Annotated in this window: 22 protein-coding genes and 1 pseudogene; 5 read left to right on the top strand and 18 right to left on the bottom strand. The window is 45.0% G+C overall.

What is annotated here, in order from left to right; all coding sequences use genetic code 11:
* The first annotated feature begins 314 nt into the window (after positions 1 to 314).
* The 4 genes and pseudogenes from L5L91_RS19760 to L5L91_RS19745 form a co-directional block, all read left to right on the top strand.
* Complete coding sequence (locus L5L91_RS19760) at positions 315 to 812, top strand: hypothetical protein (RefSeq protein ID WP_001444089.1); 498 nt, start codon at positions 315 to 317, stop codon at positions 810 to 812.
* A 60-nt stretch (positions 813 to 872) separates the two neighbouring features.
* Positions 873 to 1,244: a hypothetical protein gene (locus L5L91_RS19755; protein WP_000119696.1), complete on the top strand. Its 372-nt coding sequence runs from the start codon at positions 873 to 875 to the stop codon at positions 1,242 to 1,244.
* Positions 1,245 to 1,653: 409 nt separating this feature from the next.
* On the top strand, positions 1,654 to 2,031 hold the full coding sequence (locus L5L91_RS19750; RefSeq protein ID WP_001271300.1) for a hypothetical protein: 378 nt from the start codon (positions 1,654 to 1,656) through the stop codon (positions 2,029 to 2,031).
* A 22-nt stretch (positions 2,032 to 2,053) separates the two neighbouring features.
* Positions 2,054 to 2,206, top strand: a pseudogene (locus tag L5L91_RS19745) (IS256 family transposase); the annotation flags it as partial.
* Positions 2,207 to 2,261: 55 nt separating this feature from the next.
* Here L5L91_RS19745 and L5L91_RS19740 read toward each other — a convergent pair.
* From L5L91_RS19740 to glmU, 9 genes are all read right to left on the bottom strand, one after another.
* Positions 2,262 to 3,878 carry a Tn7-like element transposition protein TnsE gene (locus L5L91_RS19740; RefSeq protein WP_000251879.1) on the bottom strand — a complete coding sequence of 539 codons (1,617 nt, stop codon included), beginning with the start codon at positions 3,876 to 3,878 and terminating at the stop codon, positions 2,262 to 2,264.
* A complete protein-coding gene (locus tag L5L91_RS19735; RefSeq protein WP_001243518.1) occupies positions 3,879 to 5,405 on the bottom strand; it encodes a TnsD family Tn7-like transposition protein in 1,527 nt (508 codons plus the stop codon).
* A 2-nt stretch (positions 5,406 to 5,407) separates the two neighbouring features.
* A complete protein-coding gene (locus L5L91_RS19730; RefSeq protein ID WP_001276994.1) occupies positions 5,408 to 7,075 on the bottom strand; it encodes an AAA family ATPase in 1,668 nt (555 codons plus the stop codon).
* Positions 7,072 to 9,180 carry a DDE-type integrase/transposase/recombinase gene (locus L5L91_RS19725; protein WP_000267723.1) on the bottom strand — a complete coding sequence of 703 codons (2,109 nt, stop codon included), beginning with the start codon at positions 9,178 to 9,180 and terminating at the stop codon, positions 7,072 to 7,074. The genes L5L91_RS19730 and L5L91_RS19725 overlap by 4 nt, the downstream gene beginning before the upstream one ends.
* Positions 9,167 to 9,988, bottom strand: a complete 822-nt coding sequence (locus L5L91_RS19720) for a TnsA endonuclease N-terminal domain-containing protein (RefSeq protein WP_001029679.1) — start codon at positions 9,986 to 9,988, stop codon at positions 9,167 to 9,169. Before L5L91_RS19720 ends, L5L91_RS19725 begins: the two co-directional genes overlap by 14 nt.
* A 159-nt stretch (positions 9,989 to 10,147) precedes the next feature.
* On the bottom strand, positions 10,148 to 11,977 hold the full coding sequence (gene glmS / locus L5L91_RS19715; protein ID WP_105250786.1) for a glutamine--fructose-6-phosphate transaminase (isomerizing): 1,830 nt from the start codon (positions 11,975 to 11,977) through the stop codon (positions 10,148 to 10,150).
* 44 nt (positions 11,978 to 12,021) lie between these two features.
* The gene (locus L5L91_RS19710) at positions 12,022 to 12,792 is read right to left on the bottom strand and encodes a DeoR/GlpR family DNA-binding transcription regulator (RefSeq protein ID WP_131524526.1); all 771 of its coding nucleotides are present in this window, start codon (positions 12,790 to 12,792) and stop codon (positions 12,022 to 12,024) included.
* A 201-nt stretch (positions 12,793 to 12,993) separates the two neighbouring features.
* Complete coding sequence (locus L5L91_RS19705) at positions 12,994 to 15,087, bottom strand: TonB-dependent receptor (protein ID WP_263237472.1); 2,094 nt, start codon at positions 15,085 to 15,087, stop codon at positions 12,994 to 12,996.
* Positions 15,088 to 15,363: 276 nt separating this feature from the next.
* A complete protein-coding gene (gene glmU / locus L5L91_RS19700; RefSeq protein ID WP_113941420.1) occupies positions 15,364 to 16,728 on the bottom strand; it encodes a bifunctional UDP-N-acetylglucosamine diphosphorylase/glucosamine-1-phosphate N-acetyltransferase GlmU in 1,365 nt (454 codons plus the stop codon).
* A 203-nt stretch (positions 16,729 to 16,931) separates the two neighbouring features.
* Here glmU and L5L91_RS19695 point away from each other — a divergent pair, with 203 nt between their 5' ends.
* Positions 16,932 to 17,141 (top strand): hypothetical protein, encoded by a 210-nt coding sequence (locus L5L91_RS19695; protein WP_263237477.1) that lies wholly within the window; start codon positions 16,932 to 16,934, stop codon positions 17,139 to 17,141.
* A 48-nt stretch (positions 17,142 to 17,189) separates the two neighbouring features.
* Here the strand turns inward: L5L91_RS19695 and L5L91_RS19690 are convergent, their stop codons facing one another.
* The 9 genes from L5L91_RS19690 to L5L91_RS19650 all read right to left on the bottom strand — a co-directional run bounded on the left by L5L91_RS19690 (position 17,190) and on the right by L5L91_RS19650 (position 24,112).
* Positions 17,190 to 17,618, bottom strand: a complete 429-nt coding sequence (locus L5L91_RS19690) for a F0F1 ATP synthase subunit epsilon (RefSeq protein ID WP_263237471.1) — start codon at positions 17,616 to 17,618, stop codon at positions 17,190 to 17,192.
* A 36-nt stretch (positions 17,619 to 17,654) separates the two neighbouring features.
* A complete protein-coding gene (gene atpD / locus L5L91_RS19685) occupies positions 17,655 to 19,046 on the bottom strand; it encodes a F0F1 ATP synthase subunit beta (RefSeq protein ID WP_105250791.1) in 1,392 nt (463 codons plus the stop codon).
* 35 nt (positions 19,047 to 19,081) lie between these two features.
* On the bottom strand, positions 19,082 to 19,942 hold the full coding sequence (gene atpG / locus L5L91_RS19680) for a F0F1 ATP synthase subunit gamma (RefSeq protein WP_006084762.1): 861 nt from the start codon (positions 19,940 to 19,942) through the stop codon (positions 19,082 to 19,084).
* Positions 19,943 to 19,992: 50 nt separating this feature from the next.
* Positions 19,993 to 21,534 carry a F0F1 ATP synthase subunit alpha gene (gene atpA / locus L5L91_RS19675; RefSeq protein WP_168827626.1) on the bottom strand — a complete coding sequence of 514 codons (1,542 nt, stop codon included), beginning with the start codon at positions 21,532 to 21,534 and terminating at the stop codon, positions 19,993 to 19,995.
* 14 nt (positions 21,535 to 21,548) lie between these two features.
* Positions 21,549 to 22,082: a F0F1 ATP synthase subunit delta gene (gene atpH, locus L5L91_RS19670; protein WP_006083842.1), complete on the bottom strand. Its 534-nt coding sequence runs from the start codon at positions 22,080 to 22,082 to the stop codon at positions 21,549 to 21,551.
* A 15-nt stretch (positions 22,083 to 22,097) separates the two neighbouring features.
* Complete coding sequence (gene atpF, locus L5L91_RS19665; RefSeq protein WP_006083841.1) at positions 22,098 to 22,568, bottom strand: F0F1 ATP synthase subunit B; 471 nt, start codon at positions 22,566 to 22,568, stop codon at positions 22,098 to 22,100.
* Between the two features lie 37 nt (positions 22,569 to 22,605).
* The gene (gene atpE / locus L5L91_RS19660) at positions 22,606 to 22,857 is read right to left on the bottom strand and encodes a F0F1 ATP synthase subunit C (RefSeq protein WP_006083840.1); all 252 of its coding nucleotides are present in this window, start codon (positions 22,855 to 22,857) and stop codon (positions 22,606 to 22,608) included.
* A 64-nt stretch (positions 22,858 to 22,921) separates the two neighbouring features.
* Positions 22,922 to 23,716 carry a F0F1 ATP synthase subunit A gene (atpB, locus tag L5L91_RS19655; protein WP_105250793.1) on the bottom strand — a complete coding sequence of 265 codons (795 nt, stop codon included), beginning with the start codon at positions 23,714 to 23,716 and terminating at the stop codon, positions 22,922 to 22,924.
* A 12-nt stretch (positions 23,717 to 23,728) separates the two neighbouring features.
* Entirely contained in the window at positions 23,729 to 24,112 is a 384-nt protein-coding gene (locus L5L91_RS19650) for an ATP synthase subunit I (protein ID WP_105250794.1), read from the bottom strand.
* Between the last annotated feature and the right edge of the window lie 43 nt (positions 24,113 to 24,155).

Below are 24,155 nucleotides of genomic sequence, written 5' to 3'. Positions count from 1 at the left end.
CATTTACGGTGGCCATTAGATCACGTGGTTTCGTCGTCTTGTGCCAACTCACCTCTAGCCTACGCCTCATATGATGTTCTTGTTCATCAGCTCGCAAATTTGCTAGCGGCTTCCTTCAGACCAATCCTCGCGGATAAGCCCTTGCCATTCGCTAGTAGTTAACGTTTAATTACAGGATGTTATTGAACGGTGACCTTCCTACAGAGGACTTTCACCTCATTAGTTCATGCCCATGCTGGGCGTACACAATTCGTTCAAGCCGACGCCGCTTCGCGGCGCGGCTTAACTCAAGCGTTAGAGAGCTGGGGAAGACTATGCGCGATCTGTTGAAGGTGGTTCTAAGCCTCGTACTTGCGATGGCATCGGGGCAGGCACTTGCTGACCTGCCAATTGTTTTAGTGGATGAAGCTCGTCTTCCCTATGACTACTCCCCATCCAACTACGACATTTCTCCAAGCAACTACGACAACTCCATAAGCAATTACGACAATAGTCCATCAAATTACGACAACTCTGAGAGCAACTACGATAATAGTTCATCCAATTACGACAATAGTCGCAACGGAAATCGTAGGCTTATATATAGCGCAAATGGGTCTCGCACTTTCGCCGGCTACTACGTCATTGCCAACAATGGGACAACGAACTTCTTTTCCACATCTGGCAAAAGGATGTTCTACACCCCAAAAGGGGGGCGCGGCGTCTATGGCGGCAAAGATGGGAGCTTCTGCGGGGCATTGGTCGTCATAAATGGCCAATTTTCGCTTGCCCTGACAGATAACGGCCTGAAGATCATGTATCTAAGCAACTAGCCTGCTCTCTAATAAAATGTTAGGCCTCAACATCTAGTCGCAAGCTGAGGGGAACCACTAGTGTCATACGAACCTCCAAGAGACGGTTACACAAACGGGTACATTGTTGATGTCATGTATGACAATCGCCCAAGTAAGTATCCAGCTGTGTTCAGAACGTACGTCCGAATTCCAGACTATGTCGAACTAGATAACGCGGAGGAGCTGGCCGACGCAATCATTCGAGAGGTTGAGTTAAAGGAGGCATGGCTCACAAGGGTCTTGGGGAACTCAGCCGATCCTGACGCTTCTGTGGGCAAGTGGGACCGGCGCCTAGCGCAGTGCGGTGGTATTGATGAGATGTCAAGTGGGGTGCAGGCAACATACTTCAGTCCAAACGGTCAGCTGGTCGGCTTAGTGGCATACATTGATGCCGAATGGATGGATGAATAGCTCTGACGTTACGATTCAGGTGAGACAACCAGATGGGCATTGCGTACAAGCTCAGTTGCCACCGATGTGGCTACGAGTCTGATCTTCTTTACCTAGGCCAAGGTATGGCGATGCTTCCTGAGCAAATAGTCGGAACGTGCACATGCTGCGACAATCTAACGACGATTTCTATAAATGAAAGCTACGGAGTATGCTCACTTTGTGGGGCTAAGGATCGTGTGATATTTACAAGCTATCAGCATGAGGCAAGGCCAAGAAATCCCTGCTATCTAGAGAGAAGTTTCAAATATCAATGCCCAAGATGCCATGCCTTCAGTATGGAGCCTCCGGATCTACCGGAGATGCTTTGGGACTAATGCTCCGCTTTGCCTCGGGTATCCGTTCGACCTATGTTTAAGAGGAAACGCACGTGTCTGCCGCCAAAGCTCTTGCCTATGCACTTTGTGACAAGTTGGAAAGCAAAAAAGTTGATGAAGTCGTACGAAATCTTGTTTCTAGCGGCTGGAATATTAGGGAAGTGGCCTGGGAAGCTTCGTCCTTTGATCATGAAATGCCCTACTTTGACACGGGGCGGGACTTCGATATTGGATTTCCTGACACGCTGTCATCCAAGATTGAGTTTTTGACCGCGAATGGATCAATCGTCCAAGCACGTGCTCGCCTGCACTTCAAGCAGGCTCTAATTTTTGCCAAGGCGTCCAAACATGTCGCCGCGCTCAAGAACTCATTGGATTACTACTATGGATCGTCTGTAATCCCCCCTCAAAACCACGGAGGCTATTTGTAGAAAATTCCATTAATATGAACTCAAGGTGTTCCCTACGGACGAATCAGCGATGAAGGTGGTGTACCTGGCTATCCAGGCGGCGACCAAGAAATGGACGATGCCGATCCGCAACTGGAAGCCGGCCATGAACCGTTTTATGATCGAATTTGGTGACCGTTTAAATGGCCACCTTTAACTGACCGGCAAAAGCACTTACACAAAAGGGTTTACAGGCTCTTTCAGTCATTCCTTTAATGCGTAAATTGCTCTCTAACCACTCTCTCAGCCCACCCTTCCATATCCTCTCTCGATACTTGCAGCTCCCCCAACCCCTTTGGATGATTCACCCCTCTATGCCCGTCTTGTCCATATAATTGATCAAACAAACTATTTGGCCAATTCAATGAGCTCTTCACCACTCCACGCCGTATCTTTTCAAAATCATTCCGCCATGTTTCGCTATCAACGCCACTCAACACTTTGGTAGAAAGCATTTTCACCCCATCCGATGCATCCACCTCTAGCAATACAAATTCACTGCCATTACGTTGCACCCCAACGGCTTTAATCACTCTTGGTGAGCCATCTTTACACAGATGTAATCGGCTACGCCCAACTTTTGGCAAAACCAAGGTTTCTTCAAAAAGCACCCGACATGCAAATTTAGTTTTTAGAATTGAAAGTAGCTCATCAAAAGCAGCAAATCGATTAGCAAAAATAGAGTTGTAATTGGTTGCATCCTGCTTCCCACCCACATCTGCCGCTGCTAGGACACCACCTAAGTGTGGCTCATCAGTACTAACCAAATTACTATTTTCACTTGTTGTTGCTTCTTCTTTTTCTAAAATAGTTTGGCTACTTTTTCTTGCCCTGCGAGATTTTTCAATTCGACTAGGTCTACTAAAACTTATCCATGTCGGCTCAGCCTCTATGACTCGTGTGTCTGTGTCTATATTGGCTGTTTCCTCATCGTCCAACTGTAGATGCTCATCATCAACAACTGACTCTGTTGAAACCGCTATGTGCTGCGTACTACCATCACCTGCCTCCTTTTCCTGAAAAGAGGCATGGCTAATAGCTGTTGTGCTAGGAAGCATAGCGTTGATTTCTAAACCTACTATTTCCTCAACTAAATAATCCTTATCCTCGTTAGAAGAACGTCCTTTTACATGTAATTTCCAACCCTGCATGGGCGGAGGGTCAAAGCTAAAGCACCAGCTTTCAACGCCGTTCTTAATTTCTCTATTTTGTTGATAGTGCCTAAAAATACTTTCATACGAATCCATAACATCTTGATCCGAAAACAACCAAACCAAAAGCTGCACTACGGCCGACTGCTCTAACGCCCCTTTAGGAAACGATGAACTGGGTAAGATCCTTATCTCTAAATGATCTCGCTCAACCTCATACTGAACGTCGAACTCTTGCTGTAAAGCGGTACTGCTCAAACAGCTTCGACAGAAATAGGAGTTAATTAAAAATAATGACCGAGCTAGCTCTAACTGTGGGATGTGATAACGAGTCTTGCTATATGGTGTTTCAGCTTCGTAAATAAATGAACTCTGCGCTCCATCCTTGTTGCGTACGGAAGCAAAGGACGAGAGATTAGGAAAATCGATTATTTTGGCTCGTTGAAGATCCGATGCTTCAAACTCAATCACACGATCCGCCTTATTTATTTGCTTTGTTGTACTGTTAACCACCTTAGCTCGACTTAATAAAGGCAAATGAGTAAATCGAGTCCATTTCCGTTCTTGCATTGGATTAAACCAAACAAAAATACGCCACTCCTTATGACCCGAGTTACGGAATAAATGACCAATATGTACAACCTGCACATTGTCATTAAATGTAGCTAGCCTAACCACTCACTCTTCCCCATAAACCATTTCCAAGAATCTTTGTGCTTCCTCAGTTATCCGCTCTTTAGATAACGTTGCACTTCTTAATAATCGCCAGCGCCTAAGCTCAACATCTTCCTGTTTAAGCTTAATAAAAGCTTGGCTAATCCGTCTAATTTGATAATCTTCCACACTCTCTGAGTAACGCTTTAAGCAAAGCGCTACCAAAGGCAGTTTCTGTAGATTTTTTGCAAGAGAGGTTCCGTTAGGAGTTTGCTTTAACAGCCAGCTCGATGTCGCTCTTGGGTGATCAAGGCTACTATCTAGACGCTTTATGATTCTTAATAGTTGTCGTACAGCAATTCGATCTCTTTGGTTCCAATCAACTCTAGGGGCGGGTGCCAGACGCTCTTGTTGATGCTGTTGATTCCAGTGAACTAGCCAATCCCTGTCATGTCGGTAAAGCCAAGCGTATAGCACCCCACCCTCTAAAGACTGTCTTGCCGCCTTAATTCCTTGGTATTTATGCACTAGTTGCTGCCAGTCTTTATGCTTAACAGATAAATCTTCAGAGTTAGGTTGCACAGACTGGCTAACAGGTCTTGTCGTTATAGAGTGCTCAGTAAGAGCACTTGCCTGCTGTAGCGCTTCTATAACCGTTAGTTTTGGCAATAAGGCTTGCCACACAATACTATGCTGTAAATAACTAAAGGCTTTTCTATGCTTACGGAATATACTTTTCAGCCAACACGTGTCCTTGTTCTCTGCCAACTTTAAATCCAGTTTCTCTAGTGCCTCATCACTAAAAGTCTGCCTCACTCTCTCCGCCACCAAGTCATGACGAATGTGCTTGCTTTTGGTTAGCCCTAGATCCTGCGCTAAGCGCTGATAAAACAGCGTCCACTGCTCAAGGCTTGGGGAAAGCTCTTGCGCTCGTGGAGCATCTAACAGAGGGGCTATATAAGCAGCTAGTGCTGTTAATTGAGATAGGGAGTCTTTGGGGTAGTCTGAAAGCAGCTCAGTATGACCCAAAGCCCAAAATTGATGTCGGTGATCATCTACAGCTCTATCAAAGAAGACTAAAGCACCGTGTTTTGGACAATATGGCAAAGCGGGCAAATACCAATCTCGTTGCCAAAAGGCTTCCCCATACCTATTTAGCTGAAGAGCAACGCAATCAGGGCAGTATCTAAAGCGGTTATCGCTCTTAACTCTAGAAGCAGCGACTCCTAGCATTAAATGCACCGCACCTTGCGCTTGGTACTCCATTAACCGAATAGCTTCGTCTCGGCGCTCCTTGCCTACAAACGGAGCATATAAAGGGAATAAGGTATGCTCATAAATAAGCTGCTGAACAGCGTAACGTCCTGTTTGATGTAGATGTCTTGCTATCACACCTAAATGCGAGGGCAGACCTAAGGTAGCGACCACCTTGCGGTTGCCATACACCTCATCCAACAGCTGCTTAGGACTAACAATCCCTTGATAAACGCCTGCCCGTGCAATAGTGCTATAAATCAGCTCATTCGAGTACGGAACAGGAAAGTTTCTCATGGCTAACCTGCTTGTTTAAATAAGCTCGCCATATCCACTATTACCCCTTTCCCTTTTAACCGTTCATGCATGGTTTTTTCAGGTTGGCGTTGTGAATAGATATAACGTAAATCCGTATCAGGCAAGCTATCCCAGTCGCTGGGCTTGACTACCTTTATAGCCGAAACCTTTTTACTCTTGGAGGGCTTTTCTAGTTCTGACACTACCGTTTCGCCTTCCATCAACCACTGCAAAACAAGAGGCAGTAACTTTTGTCTTGTCATCGTTGGATTCTGGCTAAACGCTTTTTTAATAGTGGGAATTAACAGGCTTGAATCGTAATCCTCTTTCAGCATCAGATATAAATGACGCTGATCTTCGGTATCTAACTCTTGAAGGGCTTTTTCTTCTGGTGTTTGTTCTTGTATCGCTGCGATATCTAGCTGAAGTTGGATTAACCGTTTATCAATCTCGGGAACGACTAGATCAGAATAACGAGCAATGCGTTCTGGGATACCCGAGCGTAATGCCTCTAGCATGGGGTGCACAGGCTTTAACTCATCTTGATACACTTGCCGCAATAAACCAGCGGTAATACGCTCATTGCCTAAAGCTAGCGCACGGAGCTGAGCGAGTACAAAAAGTTTTACTACAATGTCCATCACTCCTTGGCTTAGCTCATACCACACATCACGGACCTCATCCGATAACAGCGCATCTTTGCGTTGTAAAAGCTGTAATTGCCAAAGATTATCCGTAAAAGCGATCCACTCTTGATTGGGCTTTCCACGTTGCGTTTGTTGTATAGGATCCCAGAATATAGCTCCAAACCCTGCCCCTCTACGTGCAGACCGCAAATCAGCCTCAAAAATCTCTCGTGCTTTAGGGGTACCAATCAACATCACTGGTACGCCAATAATATTCACCATCGTCACAAAAAAGTTCAGCATCTCTTGAGATCCACCCGAACGAGAGCGGCTTAAATGCTGAATTTCATCAATAACCAACAACCCTAAAGCATGTGCATTGGCTATTTGCGACATCAAAGCCAACATGGTTTCTATACCATGACGTTTTAAGCCATAACGACGCTCATAGTTCGAGCCCAAGGCTCGATCCAACGCTCTGAAAAAATTCAAGCAGATTTCTTTTAGCGAACCATTATGCGAGCAGTCTATTTTCAAATACACCACCTGCTCTACATTGAGTTCACGATGGTAAATCACCTGAGGATACGTGGCTAGAATACGATGAAGAGAGGTCGTCTTCCCACTACCAGAACAACCAATTAACAATAAGCTTTGTGCCGTAGATCGTGCCTCCTCAAAGCGAAATGTCTCCAACTCTCCCGTTTGAACACGCTCATAACCATTTTGTAAATGCTTTTGTAAATCTCCTGTTTTAGGATTTCTGCCTACGTAGCCACCTCGAATCATGACCGAAATACGCTCACTTAGTAGCAAATGCGTACCTAATGGCTGAAAATAGTCATCTGGAATACGACAAATGGTATGAGCTCTGATAACACGGGACTTTTGCAAGTCAGAGGAAGTAAGCTGTAAAGAGGATTTCAGTGATGCAGCACTATTCACTGACTCTTGTAATGGTGGTAAGGCCTCGATAAAAGGATTATCACGATAAGCCTCTACCCCCGTATCACGATAAACTGCTTGAATCCGGGTAGCACTCATGACTCATCCTTTTCTGGTGGATCCTGAAATAATTCAGGCACGTATGTGGGTAGGCTGTAATCTTCTTGATCATCCGCTTCCACTGCGTTGAAAGGAATAACTTTAGCCTCATCACCTGAAGAGCTTGGCTTCAAATGCTCCGCACGTTTTTTACGCTCCGAGGTCACGGCTTCTTTTTTATTAGTTTTAATCTGCTTAATGCGTGTTGATTTGGGCTCAGTAGTACTGGGCGTTAACTTATTCGCTTTCTGAATGGTTTGCTGAATAAACGCCTCAAGCTCCCTGCGTTTAGTTAACTCATCCTGCTTCGCATTGGCTTTATTGTGTTTTTCTTGTGCTTGTATATCCCAAACCTCCCAAAATGAGAGACCTTTAAACTGCCGACTACGTTCCGTCAGATTACAGCGCCAAAATACACGGCTGCCAACTTGCGGAAACAAATAAATCGTATCAACCAGCACTGGGTCATAAGCCGCTTCTAAATGTTGAGGTCTAGCTATATCAGTGCTCCGCTGCAACCAACCCTCACGCAGAATCTCTGACCCCGAGTAATACAAACCCCACAAATTAACGCCAAATGAAGAAATAGAGACCTTTCGGCGAGGCAGTAACGCTACTCGCAACTGCTCTTGCTCCACAGCCCTTAAACTACCTGTACGATGCTGCATACCCCATTGCCATAGCTGGACAGGAATAGACGGTAAATCTGTAGGAAAATCAGCATCTCGATCGTATTTATCCATCACCAGATGGTTATTTCTGAATAAGATCGTACGCAAAATAATTTGTGTGAACTCAAATACCGACAGAGATGCATCTAACCTATAGTCTGTTTCACCATGGCTTTTGATCCGACTGCCCTCTACAATGCCAGGTGCAAAGGACTTAAACTCGGCTTGTAGTGTTCTAAAAGTGCTTTCCACTATGCCTTTAGCATCGCCACGTCTAGGTGGAGCACTTTCCACTCGCACATTAAAACTAGAAACTAAGGCTTCGACCTGATGACTCATTAATTCGCCACGGTCCGCTAGCAACACATCTGGCAAACCTACACACGGCCAGTCTGAGCTACTAATCTCAATATCATGCTGGGCACAAATGGCCGTTTTGTCAGAGCAAGCATTTACAAAAGCCTGCATCGCCACCACATAAGACGGATTTTCAAAGCCGATATAAAAGCCCGTGATCATCCGACTAAACACATCAATCACAATGTAAAGCGTTGGTCTTCCTATGATTTTTTGGCGATCATGATGATCCACTAAATAAATATCAGCAATCGTGGCATCAATCTCATAACGACTCCCAGGGCCTAACGCCTGAGAAGTGGCTGTACTACTTAAGGGTCGTACGTCTTTTTTATATACCCCTGCTTTAACTCTAGACTTTAAGCGCTGAGCTTTAGGGTATTCTCGATCATAAAAATAACGAAACTGACGTAGTGTTGGGTAATCCTCTTGGGGAATGCGAGGAAAATACTGAGCAAACAAGTCCACAAATCGTCTATAGGCAACGGTGGTCTTTGTACCTTTTTGATTTAACAGGTGCTTTTCTATGGTCAACCTAAAAAGGCGTTCAATCTCGGGCGTTACCTTGGTTCCTTCACCCTTACCATATTCTCTGGCTCGGCCAATCTTTGCTGTTCCTGTCGCTGAACGTCTTTCCCCTGGTGCACCGCTGTTTTTGTAGTCAGGAATTAATGCATTAGGCGTTTGACCACGCTGCCAGTAACGGCGTAACAACTTATAAACTGTAGCCTTAGTAACCTTATGTTCTTGGACCACATGCTCAACGAGTTCGCTTCTGACTTTAGGGTCGAAACGATCCTTACTATTAATAATAGGAAGAATTTTTCGATAATCCTCCTCGCGCTTCTGGAAGCTGACAGAATCTACAGACGGCTCTTCTAAATCAAGATGTACATAAGGGTCATCAGTTCTAACTAAGCGGCCTTCATCTAAATACTGCATTAGCAACAACTCAGCCCTAGCTTGTGGAACTCCTTTATCAGCGCTTATTTGCATCCAGACAACTTGGCCATCCTCTATAGCCAAAATGCGATACGGATCATTATCAAATAGCACAACCTCATTAATTTGCCACATAGCGCAACTCCTCCATATTCACTACTTGGCTAATACAGAGATCTGCACACTTATTTGCCCTGAAAGACTTATAAATATTGAACTTAATAAAACCATTTGCGGTTAAGGCTCGTATCTCACTCAATGTTTTGCCTAACTCCAAATCATAAGCAATATCAACCTGCTTACAGACATTGATAATGTTTTCATCTCCTTTTTCTTGCAGGATATGGGCCAATGGGGATAGTTGTGCTAAAAGCTCCGCAGAAACTTCTTCTGTTTTCACTGAATAAAGCCATTCAATATTTTCTTTTACTACGGGATTTATTTCTTTATCAGTAAAAATGAACCAAGGAATTTGCTTTTGCTGCCAATAGCGACGCTCTAGTTCTAGTTTTTCTAAGGTACGCTCGTCTTGTAAGGCTGCTGCAGGTTTGACTTGAATAGCAAACTGCTCAAAAGGACCATCTTTGCAGTCCACTAAAAAATCAGTAGACATAACCTGATCTACACCACGAATAACAGGATGCTTAATACCACTATCTATTGCAATCTGCCTGGTATCACTAGGTAATAAGGGGAACTGCTCGCGTATATCTAGCACGCTGCTCTCCCACTCAAGACTGAGAAAAACAGCAAGCTCTAAGTCAGATAGCAAATGATGGACTCGTCCCGTCTTATGAGAATAAATACGGTGGGAACGACCTGAAGAAGGAACTTCTTGTACTGTTAGCCATGGAATATAGTCTTTACCATGCCCTTGGCCACGCCCCTCTTTAATACGACGGGCAATTTGCACTTCAGAAAATGAAGAGTTTGCTTTAGCCATAACAAAAGTCCAGTATGCTTTTTCACAGCATAACTGGACTGATTTCAGTTTACAACTATTCTGTCTAGTTTAAGACTTTATTGTCATAGTTTAGATCTATTTTGTTCAGTTTAAGACTTTATTGTCCGCCCACAGCGGTTTTCATTTAAATATCTCTATTTATTCTACTGTTACAGATTTTGCCAAGTTACGTGGTTGATCCACGTCAGTACCTTTGATTAATGCAACATGGTACGACAATAGCTGTAAAGGAATAGTGTAGATCAGTGGCGCCATAAAGATGTCACAGTGTGGCACAGGGATCACTTTCATCGTGTCATCCGACTCAAACTCGGCATCTACATCGGCAAACACATACATTAAGCCGCCACGGGCACGCACTTCTTCAACATTCGATTTCAGTTTTTCGAGCAATTCATTGTTTGGCGCAACGACAATCACTGGCATATCGGCATCGATAAGCGCCAGTGGGCCGTGTTTTAATTCGCCAGAAGCATAGGCCTCAGCATGAATATAAGAAATCTCTTTCAGCTTTAACGCGCCTTCCATCGCAATCGGATATTGATCGCCACGGCCAAGGAATAATGCATGGTGTTTATCGGCAAAATCTTCAGCCAATTCTGCAATCGCAGCATCTAAACCTAAAGCTTGTTCCACTTTTGCTGGCATAGATTGCAGGCTTTGAGTGATTTGAGCCTGCATTTGATCAGACATACCATTGTGGCGACCGATCACCGCAGTCAACATTAATAAGCCAGCAAGTTGTACAGTGAAAGCTTTAGTCGATGCCACGCCAATCTCTGCGCCTGCTTTCATCATGTAAGCCATGTCAGATTCGCGAACCAGTGATGAACCTGGCGCATTACAAATCGTCAATGTGGCTTTGTAACCCATTTCTTTCGCTAAGCGCATGGCCGCTAAGGTATCGGCGGTTTCACCCGATTGTGAAATCGTCACCAACAGGCTATTTGGGAATAAGTGCGACTTGCGATAACGGAATTCAGAGGCAATTTCGACGTTACAAGACACGCCAGCCCAATCTTCTAACCAGTAACGTGCCGCCATGCCCGCATGGTAACTAGTACCACAGGCGATGATTTGCACATGTTTGATATCTTTTAAAAACTCAGCAGCGTTGTCACCAAAAGCCGTGTCTAGCACTTGCTTATTAGCAATACGACCTTCAATTGTGCGCGTCAGTGCCAATGGCTGCTCGTAAATTTCTTTAAGCATATAGTGGCGATATTCGCCTTTGTCACCGGCATCGTGGGTAATTTCAGATTCTTTGACTTCACGCTCAACGGCATTACCGTTTAAGTCGAAAATACTCACGCTGCGACGGGTCACTTCGGCCACATCACCTTCTTCGAGGAAAGCAAATGAGCGAGTGACGGGTAATAAGGCAAGTTGATCTGAAGCAACAAAGTTTTCACCTAGACCAAAACCAATCACCAATGGACTACCAGAGCGAGCAACAACCATACGTTCACTATCACGACGGTCAATAACGACTGTGCCATAGGCGCCTTCGAGTTGTTTAACCGTGGCTTGTACGGCACCAAGCAGAGTGTTATGGGTTTTCAGCTCATGGTGCACTAAGTGACAAATCACTTCGGTATCGGTATCTGAACTAAAGTTGTAACCTAAACCTTTAAGCATTTCGCGCAGTTTATTGTGGTTTTCGATAATACCGTTGTGCACCACGGCAATATCACCTTCCGATAAATGCGGATGAGCATTACGCTCACTCGGCTCACCGTGGGTCGCCCAACGAGTGTGCGCGATACCAGTTCCGCCCGCTAATGGGTCAGTTTCAAGCGCAGCCGACAACTCTTGTACTTTGCCAACGCGGCGCGTACGGTTGAGTTCACCATTGTGAATAACGGCAACGCCTGCAGAGTCATATCCGCGATATTCTAAACGGCGTAAGCCTTCTACCAGAATTTCAGCCACATCCCTTTGCGCCACGGCGCCTACGATTCCACACATAGTCTTTACCTATAAATTAAAATGAAGTTGTTAAGCTATTTTGTCTATTGAGCGTAGGGCGCTAACATAACTCGCACGCCCTGATCTGAAATTTGTTTGAGCGCACTCTCGTCGATACGTGAGTCGGTGACCAACACACTGACCTTGGACCACGGTAACTCTAAGTTAGGGATCCGCTTGCCGATTTTGTCTGAATCGACCATAACGATCACTTCGCGGGAAACTTCGGCCATCACTTTGCTTAGACCTGTTAACTCGTTAAAGGTGGTGGTCCCGCGTTCAAGATCGATACCATCGGCACCGATAAACAGTTGGTCGAAATTATATGAACGCAACACTTGCTCGGCGACTTGGCCTTGAAAGGATTCAGAATGCGGGTCCCAAGTGCCACCGGTCATCAATAAGGTGGGCTCGTTTTCGAGTTCATGGATGGCATTTGCAAGGTGTAGCGCATTCGTCATGACCACCAGCCCACGCTTATCGTTCAGCTGTTCAATCAAGCCTGACGTCGTAGTGCCACTATCGATAATGATGCGATTGTGATCTTTAATCAGCTGCGCGGCGGTTTTCGCAATAGAAAGTTTATTAGGCGCGATCTTGGCAGAGAACTGTTGAGTGACTTCGTCTGGAATCGCCACGGCGCCACCGTAACGGCGCAATAATAAACCCGTTTTCTCAAGCGCGGCGAGATCCTTACGAATCGTCACTTCTGAGGTTTCAAAACGTAACGACAGTTCATCAACGCTCACTTCACCCTGTTCGTTCAATATGGTGATTATGCTGTGGCGACGCTGCTGTGTGTTTCGTTTATTCATAAAACTTTTCAGTTAAGTTTCGATTCGAAAGGTGCATTATAGTGAAACGAAACTTTTTTGCTAGTCATACGAAGCACTCTTTCGCATGATCGCGAGTCATTTTAATTAATTTAAAATTGTGAACTTAAAAACTAACCAATAAAAAAGCAGTTTATCCTTTAGGGATGAACTGCTTTTAATGGATTTAAAACGTTATGAATTTTAGAACTTAGCTTCAACAGCAACACTGAAGTTACGATCTTGGCCAATAGTGACCATATTGTACTGGCCACCATCGATATAATCGGTATCGAAGAGGTTTCTCACGTTGGCGCGAAGGCTCACATCTTTGCCCATGATATCCATAGTGTAGGCTGCACCTATATCGAAACGCACATAACCATCTTTAGTAATAGTGTTATCGAGATCGGCAAAACGCTCACCCACATAGATAGCACCGAAGTTCATCGCAAAATTGTCAGTCACTTCGTAACGGGTCCAGATATTGGCCGACCACTCAGGGGCATCAATCGGAGTTTTACCTTCACGGGCATCTCCCGTTTGATACTCTGCATCTAAATACATCATGGAAGAAGTCACAAACCAGCTATCACCGATTTGACCCTGTGCTCCCATTTCAAAGCCACGATGTTTCTGTTCACCACCCTGAGTAGTGATATCGGTATAATCACCAATTGGTGTAGATAATTTCTCTGAAATTGTGATGTTTTCGAGCGTAATATCGAATACCGCTGCGGTTAATAACAGGCTATCGTCAAACAATTCCCACTTAGTACCCAGTTCATATTGAATACCGTATTCTGGCTTTAAATTCAGGCCATCGTTGACATCGAATTCGTTATTTACCGCGCCTTGTGGTGTAAAGCTTTTTGAATAGTTAACGTAAATATTGCCATTACTCATTGGCGAGTAGATCACACCAAACTTAGGCGATACGGCATAGCTATTTTCGCCATAACCATCTTTTTTCTGTTCGTCGTAACGCACGCCAGCAAGCAATTTCCATTGCTCATTAAGCGTCATTAAGTCCTGTAAATAGAAACCGTAATACTTGTATTCGCTTGGGGTACCTTTTTTGCCATTGTGGTAATCAAGATCTGGCTCAATTACCGCTTGCCCAGAAATAACGGTTTGAGTTGCCCCACGCTGAATTTGCTGCTGGTAGAAATAGTCTAAGTAGTTAGCCCCAATAAGGAATTGGTGCTCCATGCCCGCTAAGGCAAATTCACCCGTAAAGTCCACGAAAGCGGTTTTATGCTGCCAATCGTCGTAACGATCGAATGGTTTGATACTATACCCCTTAGTGAATGGGTCTTCAGTATATTGGGGAGCTGAATCAAAACGTTGACGATTAAATTGTTGATCGTTATAGCCGACTTTAACTTTCCAATCATCACTCATCTGCCAAGTTAGATCGGCACCTAAGTTAGAGACGGTGTTATCGGTAAAGGCCCAAGGTGCATCCCATACGGTTTTACGTTCACCGATAACATTACCTTGTTTATCTAACCAACCACCCGCATCTATGCCCGCTTTATCTTGGGTGTGATCGTACTTAACCGATAACAGAACATCATCACTGATATCAAATTCTAAGTTTAAGTAACCCAACCAGCGATCACGCTCTTGGTTTTCATCTGTGGTCGAATATTCACGCCAGTATTTAGTATCTTGCTTCACTAACACGCCGCGATAACGAATGCTTTGTGCGTCGTTTAAACTGCCGCCCGCATCTAGCTGAGCACGGGTTGAACCGTAGCCATCCGTATCAAAACCAAGATCTAACATTGAATCATAGGTCGGTTTCTTAGTGACCATATTCACTAAACCACCAGGGCCAGATTGGCCGTACAACATGCTCGAAGGACCTTTCAATACTTCGACTTGCTGTAAAGTTTCAATTGGTTGTACGTAGTGAGACCATTGTTGATGGCCATTAATAAGATAACCGTTACCCGAATCAATCTCAAAACCACGGATACTGAAGACTTGACGGTTCCAGCGTGTGGTTCCCGCTGTCACACTCGAATCATTAACTAATACTTCCGCTAGATTGGTTGCCAACTGTTCATCAGTCACAAAATCAGGGATAACATTAACTGACTGTGGAGTATCCATTAAGTCGATATCGCCACGCATGGCACCCGATGCACTACCGACTTTATAGTCGTTAAAAGTACGGCCAGTCACATTGATGCGCTCAATATTTTTATCGCTCGCCACTTCTGCAATAACCGGCATAGCCATTAATGCCGAGCCTACAGCTAAACCTATAACTGAATATTTAAATACCATTGCCAACACCTCAAATAGACCTTTCGTCTTAGAATTGCAGGCAATATAAATGAGAAGTGTTTTTATTTTCTCTTCTTTACTAAAATTTACAATTGAGTGTGACAGTGATCAAATTAACTTAAAAACCAACAATTTGCCCATACCACAAAAACATGAAGAAAATCTTAATTATTAAGCATTACTTAATAAAAAGGCTTTTTAGTGCAAAACATTGAACACAATAAAAATAAAAGCGGCACATGGCCGCTTTTTTGACATTAAGTTGAGTTTTAAAACTTACTTTTTAATTTTCACTGGACGTTGCCAACCTGTGAGGTGTTTTTGTTTAACACGAGTGATCACTAACTCATTCTCACCTACATCACGGGTAATCGTTGAACCGGCCCCTAAAGTTGCCCCTTTACCTATGGTCACTGGAGCCACCAACTGAGTGTCAGAACCGACAAAGACGTTATCTTCGATAACAGTAAGATGCTTATTCGCGCCATCATAGTTGCAGGTAATAGTACCTGCACCAATGTTGACGCCATCACCAATGATGGCATCGCCTAAATAGGCTAAGTGTCCAGCTTTGGATCCCACACCAATCACCGCTTTTTTCACTTCAACAAAGTTGCCTATATGTGCATCTTGCTTAAGTTCTGCTCCCGGACGTAAACGTGCAAATGGGCCAGCACTGGCAGCAACGCCAAGCGTAGCACCTTCGATAATAGAGTAAGGCTTGATCTCAGCATCATCGGCAATCTCGCAATCAATTAAAATCGCGCCTGCGCCAATAGTGACATTATTACCCAAGGTCACTTTGCCTTCGAATATCACATTAATATCGATCATCACATCCATACCAACAGTGACTTCACCACGGATATCGATACGGCTTGGGTCGCGAAGATTCGCTCCCGCCAACATGAGCTTTTCGGCTTCACGAGCTTGGTAAGCACGTTCAAGTTGCGCTAATTGCACGCGATTATTGGCGCCTTCGACTTCAATGGCCGATTGTGGCTGAGCAGTATCAATGGCAACGCCATCAGCGTGCGCCATAGCAATAATATCCGTTAGATAATATTCGCCTTGAGCATTATTGTTCGATAAACGGCTCAACCAAGTTTTAAGTTGTTTACCCGGAACCGCCATGATGCCGGTGTTAATTTCGTTGATCAGCAACTGTTCTGCTGTCGCATCTTTTTGCTCAATAATTCCAATGACTTTTCCTTGCTCACGGACAATACGGCCATAACCCATAGGATTCGCTAAATTCACTGTTAAAATAGCAACGCCATTTTCAGGACGGGCAGCGAGTAAGGCTTCGAGAGTCGATGTTTGGATCAACGGCACATCGCCATAAAGAATAAGCACTGTATCGCTGTCAGCGATATGTGGGCTAGCCTGTGCAACCGCATGACCTGTGCCTAATTGCTCGGCTTGCAATACCCAGTTAAGTTGCTGCTCACCCAAACAGGCTTGTAGTTTGTCGGCGCCATAACCATAGACTAACTGAATAGAGTCACTGCCAACTTTATTAGCGGTATCGATGACATGTTGCACCATGCTCTTATGGGCGATGGGATGTAATACCTTAGGAAGATCAGAGCGCATCCGTGTTCCCTTGCCAGCCGCTAAGATCACTACATTTAATGCCATTACCATATCCTTGAACAAATACCCAAGAGGGTGAAAAATTACGGTCGTATACCAATCACATTAAATATCTAATCAGTTCAGAGCCTCACAGGCATCTCAATCCAAGGCGCATTGACGCAGAAATGGTTATTCCCTTTTAAGTCAATGCAACACGGGAGTGGGATGCCTGTGAGGCTCCCAAAGGGCGGGTTTCAACGCGCTTCATACTGCGTTCAAGGCTTTCGACAGAGCACCACTATGCCTTCAAGCCTTCGCCTTGTCTAAAGCGCGTTGAACTCCCGCTGAATGAACAGATATTTAATACGATTGGTATTAGTGGCGCAATTTTAACGGAAAGCACATCGAAAAGCGAAGTAGATAGCGATGCGAGTCAATCAAAGACATGCAAGAATGCCAATCTATCCCATTTTTAGACACAAAAAAGGCGACCATAGGGTCGCCTTTTTTCACAAACAATAACCTTATCTGGCAATGTTTTTCTTGATGGTTTCAACAACACGTAATTGAGCCATAGCCTTAGCTAACTCAACCATAGCCGCGTCATAATTGAAGTCAGCGCCAGCAGTTGCCATATGGGCTTCTGCACGACGCTTAGCTTCTAATGCCGCTTGCTCATCAATATCTTTGGCACGCATAACCACATCAGCCAATACGGAGACAGAAGAAGGCTGCACTTCCAGAATACCACCTGAAAGGTAAAACACTTCTTCACTGCCGTCTTGCTTGACGATGCGCGCCATGCCAGGTTTGATATAACTAAGCAAAGGAGCGTGGCCATGCATTATGCCCAACTCACCTTCAGAACCAGTCACTTGCAGCGAAGCTACACGACCAGAGAAGATTTTGCTCTCTGCGCTTACAATATCAAGCTGTACTGTCATGGCTGCCATCCCGTTCTCCTTAAAAAACTAAGTATTACTACCTAGTTATTTCTTTTTGTTCGCTTTCTCGATGACTTCATCGATTGAGCCAACCATGTAGAACGCTTGTTCTGGCAGGTGATCAAACTCACCGTTCAAAATACCCTTAAAGCCACGGATAGTGTCTTTCAGAGAAACGTACTTACCAGGAGATCCAGTAAAGACTTCTGCTACGAAGAAAGGCTGAGATAAGAAACGCTCAATCTTACGAGCACGGAATACGACAGTCTTGTCTTCATCAGACAATTCGTCCATACCCAGAATCGCAATAATGTCTTTCAGCTCTTTGTAACGTTGCAGTACAGTTTGCACGCCGTTAGCAACGTCATAATGCTCTTGGCCAACAACCAATGGATCTAATTGACGTGAAGTCGAATCCAATGGGTCAACCGCTGGGTAAATACCCAGAGAAGCAATTTGACGTGACAGTACAACAGTCGCATCTAAGTGAGCGAAGGTTGTTGCTGGTGACGGATCGGTCAAGTCATCCGCAGGTACGTATACCGCTTGTACAGAAGTAATAGAACCCGTCTTAGTGGAAGTGATACGCTCTTGCAGAACGCCCATCTCTTCAGCCAATGTTGGTTGATAACCTACCGCAGAAGGCATACGACCTAACAGTGCAGATACTTCAGTACCGGCTAAGGTATAACGATAGATGTTGTCAACGAACAACAGTACGTCACGACCTTCGTCACGGAACTTCTCTGCCATAGTCAGACCAGACAGTGCAACACGCAAACGGTTACCTGGAGGCTCGTTCATCTGACCATAAACCATGGCCACTTTGTCGAGAACGCCAGAATCTTTCATCTCGTAGTAGAAGTCGTTACCTTCACGAGTACGTTCACCTACACCGGCGAATACAGAAAGACCCGAGTGGGCTTTAGCGATGTTGTTAATCAGTTCCATCATGTTAACTGTTTTACCAACACCCGCACCACCGAACAAACCGACTTTACCGCCCTTAGCGAATGGACAAACAAGGTCGATAACCTTGATGCCAGTCTCTAACAGTTCAGTAGAGCTTGATTGATCTTCGTATGAAGGAGCTGTACGGTGAATAACATAACGCTCTTCTTCACCGATTGGACCCGCTTCATCAATAGGCTCGCCTAATACGTTCATGATACGGCCAAGAGTGGCGGTACCAACAGGAACAGTAATAGGTGAACCTGAGTTTACTACTTCAAGACCACGACGCAGACCGTCAGAAGAACCCATAGCGATGGTACGAACTACACCACCACCTAGCTGTTGCTGAACTTCCAGCACCAAACCATTACACGGGCCTTCACCTACGATTTTCAGAGCGTCATATACTTGAGGTACGGCATCTTGTGGGAACTCTACGTCCACAACCGCGCCAATCACTTGGACAACAGTACCTGTGCTCATGATTAATCCTCTAAAACTTGTATTCGTTACCTAACCTAAACCGCAGAGGCACCAGAAACAATTTCCGACAGTTCCTGCGTAATCGCAGCCTGACGGGCCTTGTTATAGACCAGTTGCAAGTCGTTGATAAGCTCACCCGCGTTGTCTGTTGCCGACTTCATTGCCACCATACGGGCAGCTTGTTCAGAGGCAATGTTTTCAACAACACCTTGGTAAACCTGAGATTCTACATAACGGACCAATAAAGTATCCAAAAGTGCTTTTGGATCTGGCTCGTAGATATAATCCCAACGATGAGCAGTTTCATCATCTTCTGATTTAGGCAAAGGTAGCAGCTGCTCGATCACAGGAGTCTGCGTCATAGTATTCACAAATTTGTTAAATACCACGTACAGACGATCCAGCTTGCCTTCGTTGTAAGCTTCTAGCATGACACCGACTGTCCCGATCAAGTCAGCGAGCTTTGGAGCATCGCCTAAACCTGAAGCGTGAGCAGACACTTGTCCACCGAAGTTTTTGAAAAACTGCACACTACGTGCACCGATAGGGCAAAATTCAAATTCTGCACCTTGGGCTTTCCAGCTTTTCACGTCTGCAATAACCTTTTTGAAAAGGTTAACGTTCAGACCACCACAAAGGCCACGGTCGGTTGCTACAACAATGTAACCAACCCGCTTAGCCTCTCTCACCTCCAAATAGGGGTGTTTATACTCGAGAGAACCTTGCGCGACGTGACCGATCACCTTACGCATGCTTTCCGCATATGGACGGCTCGCAGCCATGCGTTCCTGCGCTCTGCGCATTTTGCTGGCTGCCACCATTTCCATGGCGGACGTGATCTTCTGAGTGTTTTTCACACTCGCGATCTTGGTTTTAATCTCTTTAGCGCCGGCCATCTCTACTCTCCAATCTGGACCTGAGGTGTCTTAAGACACCTCTATCATTGTTACCAGGTTTGGGTTGCTACGAACTTGTCGAGGCCAGCTTTTAATTCAGCTTCGATATCAGCGCTATAATCGCCAGTATCATTGATAAGCTTCATTAAAGGAGCATGCTCGCTGTTCATGAACGAGAGCAGAGCGGCTTCGAAATTACCGACCTTATTCAGCTCAACACTCTTCAGGTAACCTTTTTCAGCTGAGAAAATAGACACAGCTTGAGCGGCTACGCTCATAGGAGCATATTGCTTTTGCTTCATCAGTTCGGTAACACGCACACCATGCTCAAGCTGAGCACGTGTTGCATCGTCAAGATCAGATGCAAATTGCGAGAACGCAGCAAGCTCACGATACTGTGCTAGTGCGGTACGAATACCACCAGACAGTTTCTTGATGATCTTAGTCTGAGCCGCACCACCAACACGAGAAACAGAAATACCTGGGTTAACCGCTGGACGTAGGCCAGAGTTAAACAGATCGGTCTCAAGGAAGATCTGACCATCGGTAATAGAAATTACGTTGGTCGGTACGAATGCAGAAACGTCACCCGCTTGCGTTTCAATAATCGGCAGCGCGGTTAAAGAACCAGTTTTGCCAGTTACTGCACCTTTAGTGAACTTCTCTACATAAATCGCGTTAACGCGTGATGCACGCTCTAATAAACGTGAGTGTAGATAGAATACGTCACCTGGGTAAGCTTCACGGCCAGGTGGACGCTTGAGCAGTAACGAAATTTGACGATAAGCAACTGCTTGCTTAGACAAATCATCGTATACGATCAAAGAATCTTCACCGCGGTCACGGAAGTATTCACCCATAGAACAACCAGAATATGGCGCTAAGTATTGTAGAGCAGCGGCTTCAGAAGCAGTTGCAACAACAACGATAGTGTTAGCTAAAGCACCGTGTTCTTCTAGCTTGCGTACTACGTTAGCGATAGTAGAAGCCTTTTGGCCAATCGCGACGTACACACATTTAATGCCAGAATTTTTCTGGTTGATGATTGCGTCGATCGCCATTGCTGTTTTACCAGTTTGACGGTCGCCAATGATCAATTCACGTTGACCACGACCGATTGGGATCATGGCATCAACGGCTTTATAACCAGTTTGAACTGGTTGATCAACAGACTGACGTTCAATAACACCTGGTGCGATAACTTCAATTGGCGAGAAACCATCGTTATCGATAGGTCCTTTACCGTCAATTGGCTCACCTAGAGTGTTAACAACGCGGCCAAGAAGACCGCGGCCAACTGGAACTTCCAGAATACGGCCAGTCGTTTTCACTTTTACGCCTTCTGCTAAATCAGCATAAGGACCCATTACTACGGCACCGACAGAATCACGTTCAAGGTTCAACGCGATTGCAAAACGGTTACCAGGCAGTTCGATCATCTCACCTTGCATCACGTCGGCTAGGCCGTGGATGCGGATGATGCCGTCACTTACCGCAACGATAGTACCTTCGTTACGAGATTCGCTAACGACTTCGAACTGCTCGATCCGCTGCTTAATCAGATCGCTGATTTCAGTGGAATTCAGTTGCATGCTCAAACTCCCAATTACGACTGCAGCTTATCAGACAGACGCGATAACTTACCGCGGACCGAGCCATCGATGACTAGGTCTCCTGTCTTAATTATTACACCGGCGATGAGCGCGGCGTCAGTGCTACAATTCAGCTTAACTTTGCGTGCGAGACGTTTCTCTAAAGAAATACTAATCTGCTGTTGTTGTTCAGAGCTCAGCTCAGTTGCAGAAACCACATCAGCTTCTACTTCTTTTGCCCACTCATTACGGTATTCAGTAAATAACTGAGATACAGCAGGTAGCACCTTTAAGCGACCGTTTTCAGCCATTACCTTTATCAGGTTCTGACCTTGCACATTGACTTGCTCACCACACACACTAATAAAGAGTGCTGCGAGCTTAGTGCTGGCTAAAGAGCCAGCTAACAGTGGTTGCATGGTTTCGTTTTCACTCACCAATGCGGCAAACGTGAGCATTTCAGCCCAAGAATCCACTGCATCTTGTTCAATAGCAAAGTCAAAAGCTGCCTTTGCGTAAGGGCGAGCGATGGTGGTTAATTCAGCCATAACTCAACTCCCTTATCAAATTTCAGCGACTAGTTTATTAACTATGTCACTGTGGGCGGCTGGATCAATAGAACGCTCAAGGATCTTCTCAGCACCCATGATGGCAAGAGTAGCAACCTGCTTACGCAGATCCTCTTTGACGCGATTACGTTCAGCTTCAATTTCTGCTTTACCCTGAGCGATGATTTTAGCACGCTCAGCGTCTGCTTCGGTTTTGGCTTCTTCAACTATTTGAGCTTTACGCTTGTTAGCTTGCTCAATAATTTCATTAGCCGTTACCTTGGCTTCTTTTAGTTGGTCAGTCGCTTTCGCTTGTGCCAACTCCAGGTCTTTTACCGCACGATCAGCATCAGCTAGACCGTCAGCAATCCTTTTTTGGCGCTCTTCGATGGCATTCATCAAAGGGGGCCATACAAACTTCATGCAAAACCACACGAAGATGATAAAGGCGACCGTCTGACCGATTAGGGTAGCGTTGAAATTCACAACAGCCTCCTATTTAGAGTTAAGACAGAAGCGTTTTTTACAGCATTGCACCCAGTGGGTTGGTAAATAGCATAAATAATGCGATACCAACACCGATCATAGTTACGGCGTCAAGAAGACCCGCTACGATGAACATTTTAACTTGTAGCATAGGAGCCATTTCTGGTTGACGCGCAGCGCCTTCCAAGAACTTACCGCCTAATAAGCCGAAACCGATTGCAGTACCAAGAGCACCCATACCAATCAGCAGAGCAACAGCGATAGCTGTCATGCCTAAAATCGTTTCCATCTGTATCTCCAGTATCTAAATCTATATTAGTTGATGATTTAGTTTAAAATTTCTTCAGCAATCCTTAATGATCTTCATGCGCCATGCTTAAATAAACAATGGTCAACATCATGAAGATAAACGCCTGCAGCGTGATAACCAAAATGTGGAATATTAACCAGCCCAGTTGCAGAGTCACACCTAGGGTAGATAATAACAAGTTGGTACCATACATCAGCGCAATAAGGATGAAGATCAACTCACCTGCGTACAAGTTACCAAAGAGTCGCAATGCCAATGAAATTGGCTTAGCAATCAAAGTAACAGTCTCTAATAGGAGGTTGACGGGTATCATTGCCTTATGGTTAAAGGGCTGTAGTGTCAATTCTTTAACAAACCCAGACACACCTTTGACCTTAATGCTGTAAAAAATAATCAGCACGAACACACCAATAGCTAAGCTAAAGGTAATGTTAACGTCAGTCGTCGGAACCGCTTTTAGATAGGGAATACCCATTAAACTTGCTGCGTGAGGCAGCCAATCTACAGGGATCATATCCATGAAGTTCATCATGAATACCCATACAAAAATGGTCAGAGCTAAAGGCGCGATCAGAGCATTGCGACCATGAAAACTTTCTTTCACGCTGTTATTTACGAACTCGACGATAATCTCAACAAAACATTGCAGTTTGCCAGGAACACCGGAAGTCGCTTTTTTACCAACGCTGCGGAAAATCCACAGGAACAGAACACCAAGACCAACCGAAAAGAACAACGAATCAATGTGCCATGTCCAAAAGCCTTCACCAACACTTAAGTTGGTAAGGTGATGTTGGATATAGCCCTGCGGTGTTAACGCTTCACCAGTTGCAGCCATGATTCATCCCACTTAACTTTGCTTGAAGTATAAAGGAGCTGTCCAATGCACGATTAGCGTCAGCACATAACAAACAAAAAGCGGCATAAAAGCGACCTTAAGATTGATAAACACAAACGAAAACATTGCGATGGTTAACAGCAACTTTACCGCTTCCCCCCAGTAAAAAGTCTTTATGACTTTTGCAGCTGAACTTGCTCCCGTGTGGGAGAAAGCGAGGGTTGCGAATACAAAATTAGGGAGCACAGCGATTGAACCACCTGCTAATGCAGAATAGCCAAACTGAACTCCCCACACGGCGAAAAAGAGAATTGAAGCACCCCCAGCGACCGCCGCCTGCATCATCACCAATTTATAGGCTGACCACCGGCCACGACGCGCTAAAACCTTACTCAATTCATCCTCTCCGCATTCATACTTTTTGTTTCGATGACCGGAT

It is taken from the genome of Shewanella sp. SM55, assembly GCF_025654025.1.
Lineage (GTDB): Bacteria > Pseudomonadota > Gammaproteobacteria > Enterobacterales > Shewanellaceae > Shewanella > Shewanella oncorhynchi.
Note: the sequence above shows the minus strand (reverse complement) of the source record. Positions and strands in the feature narration are given on the sequence as shown.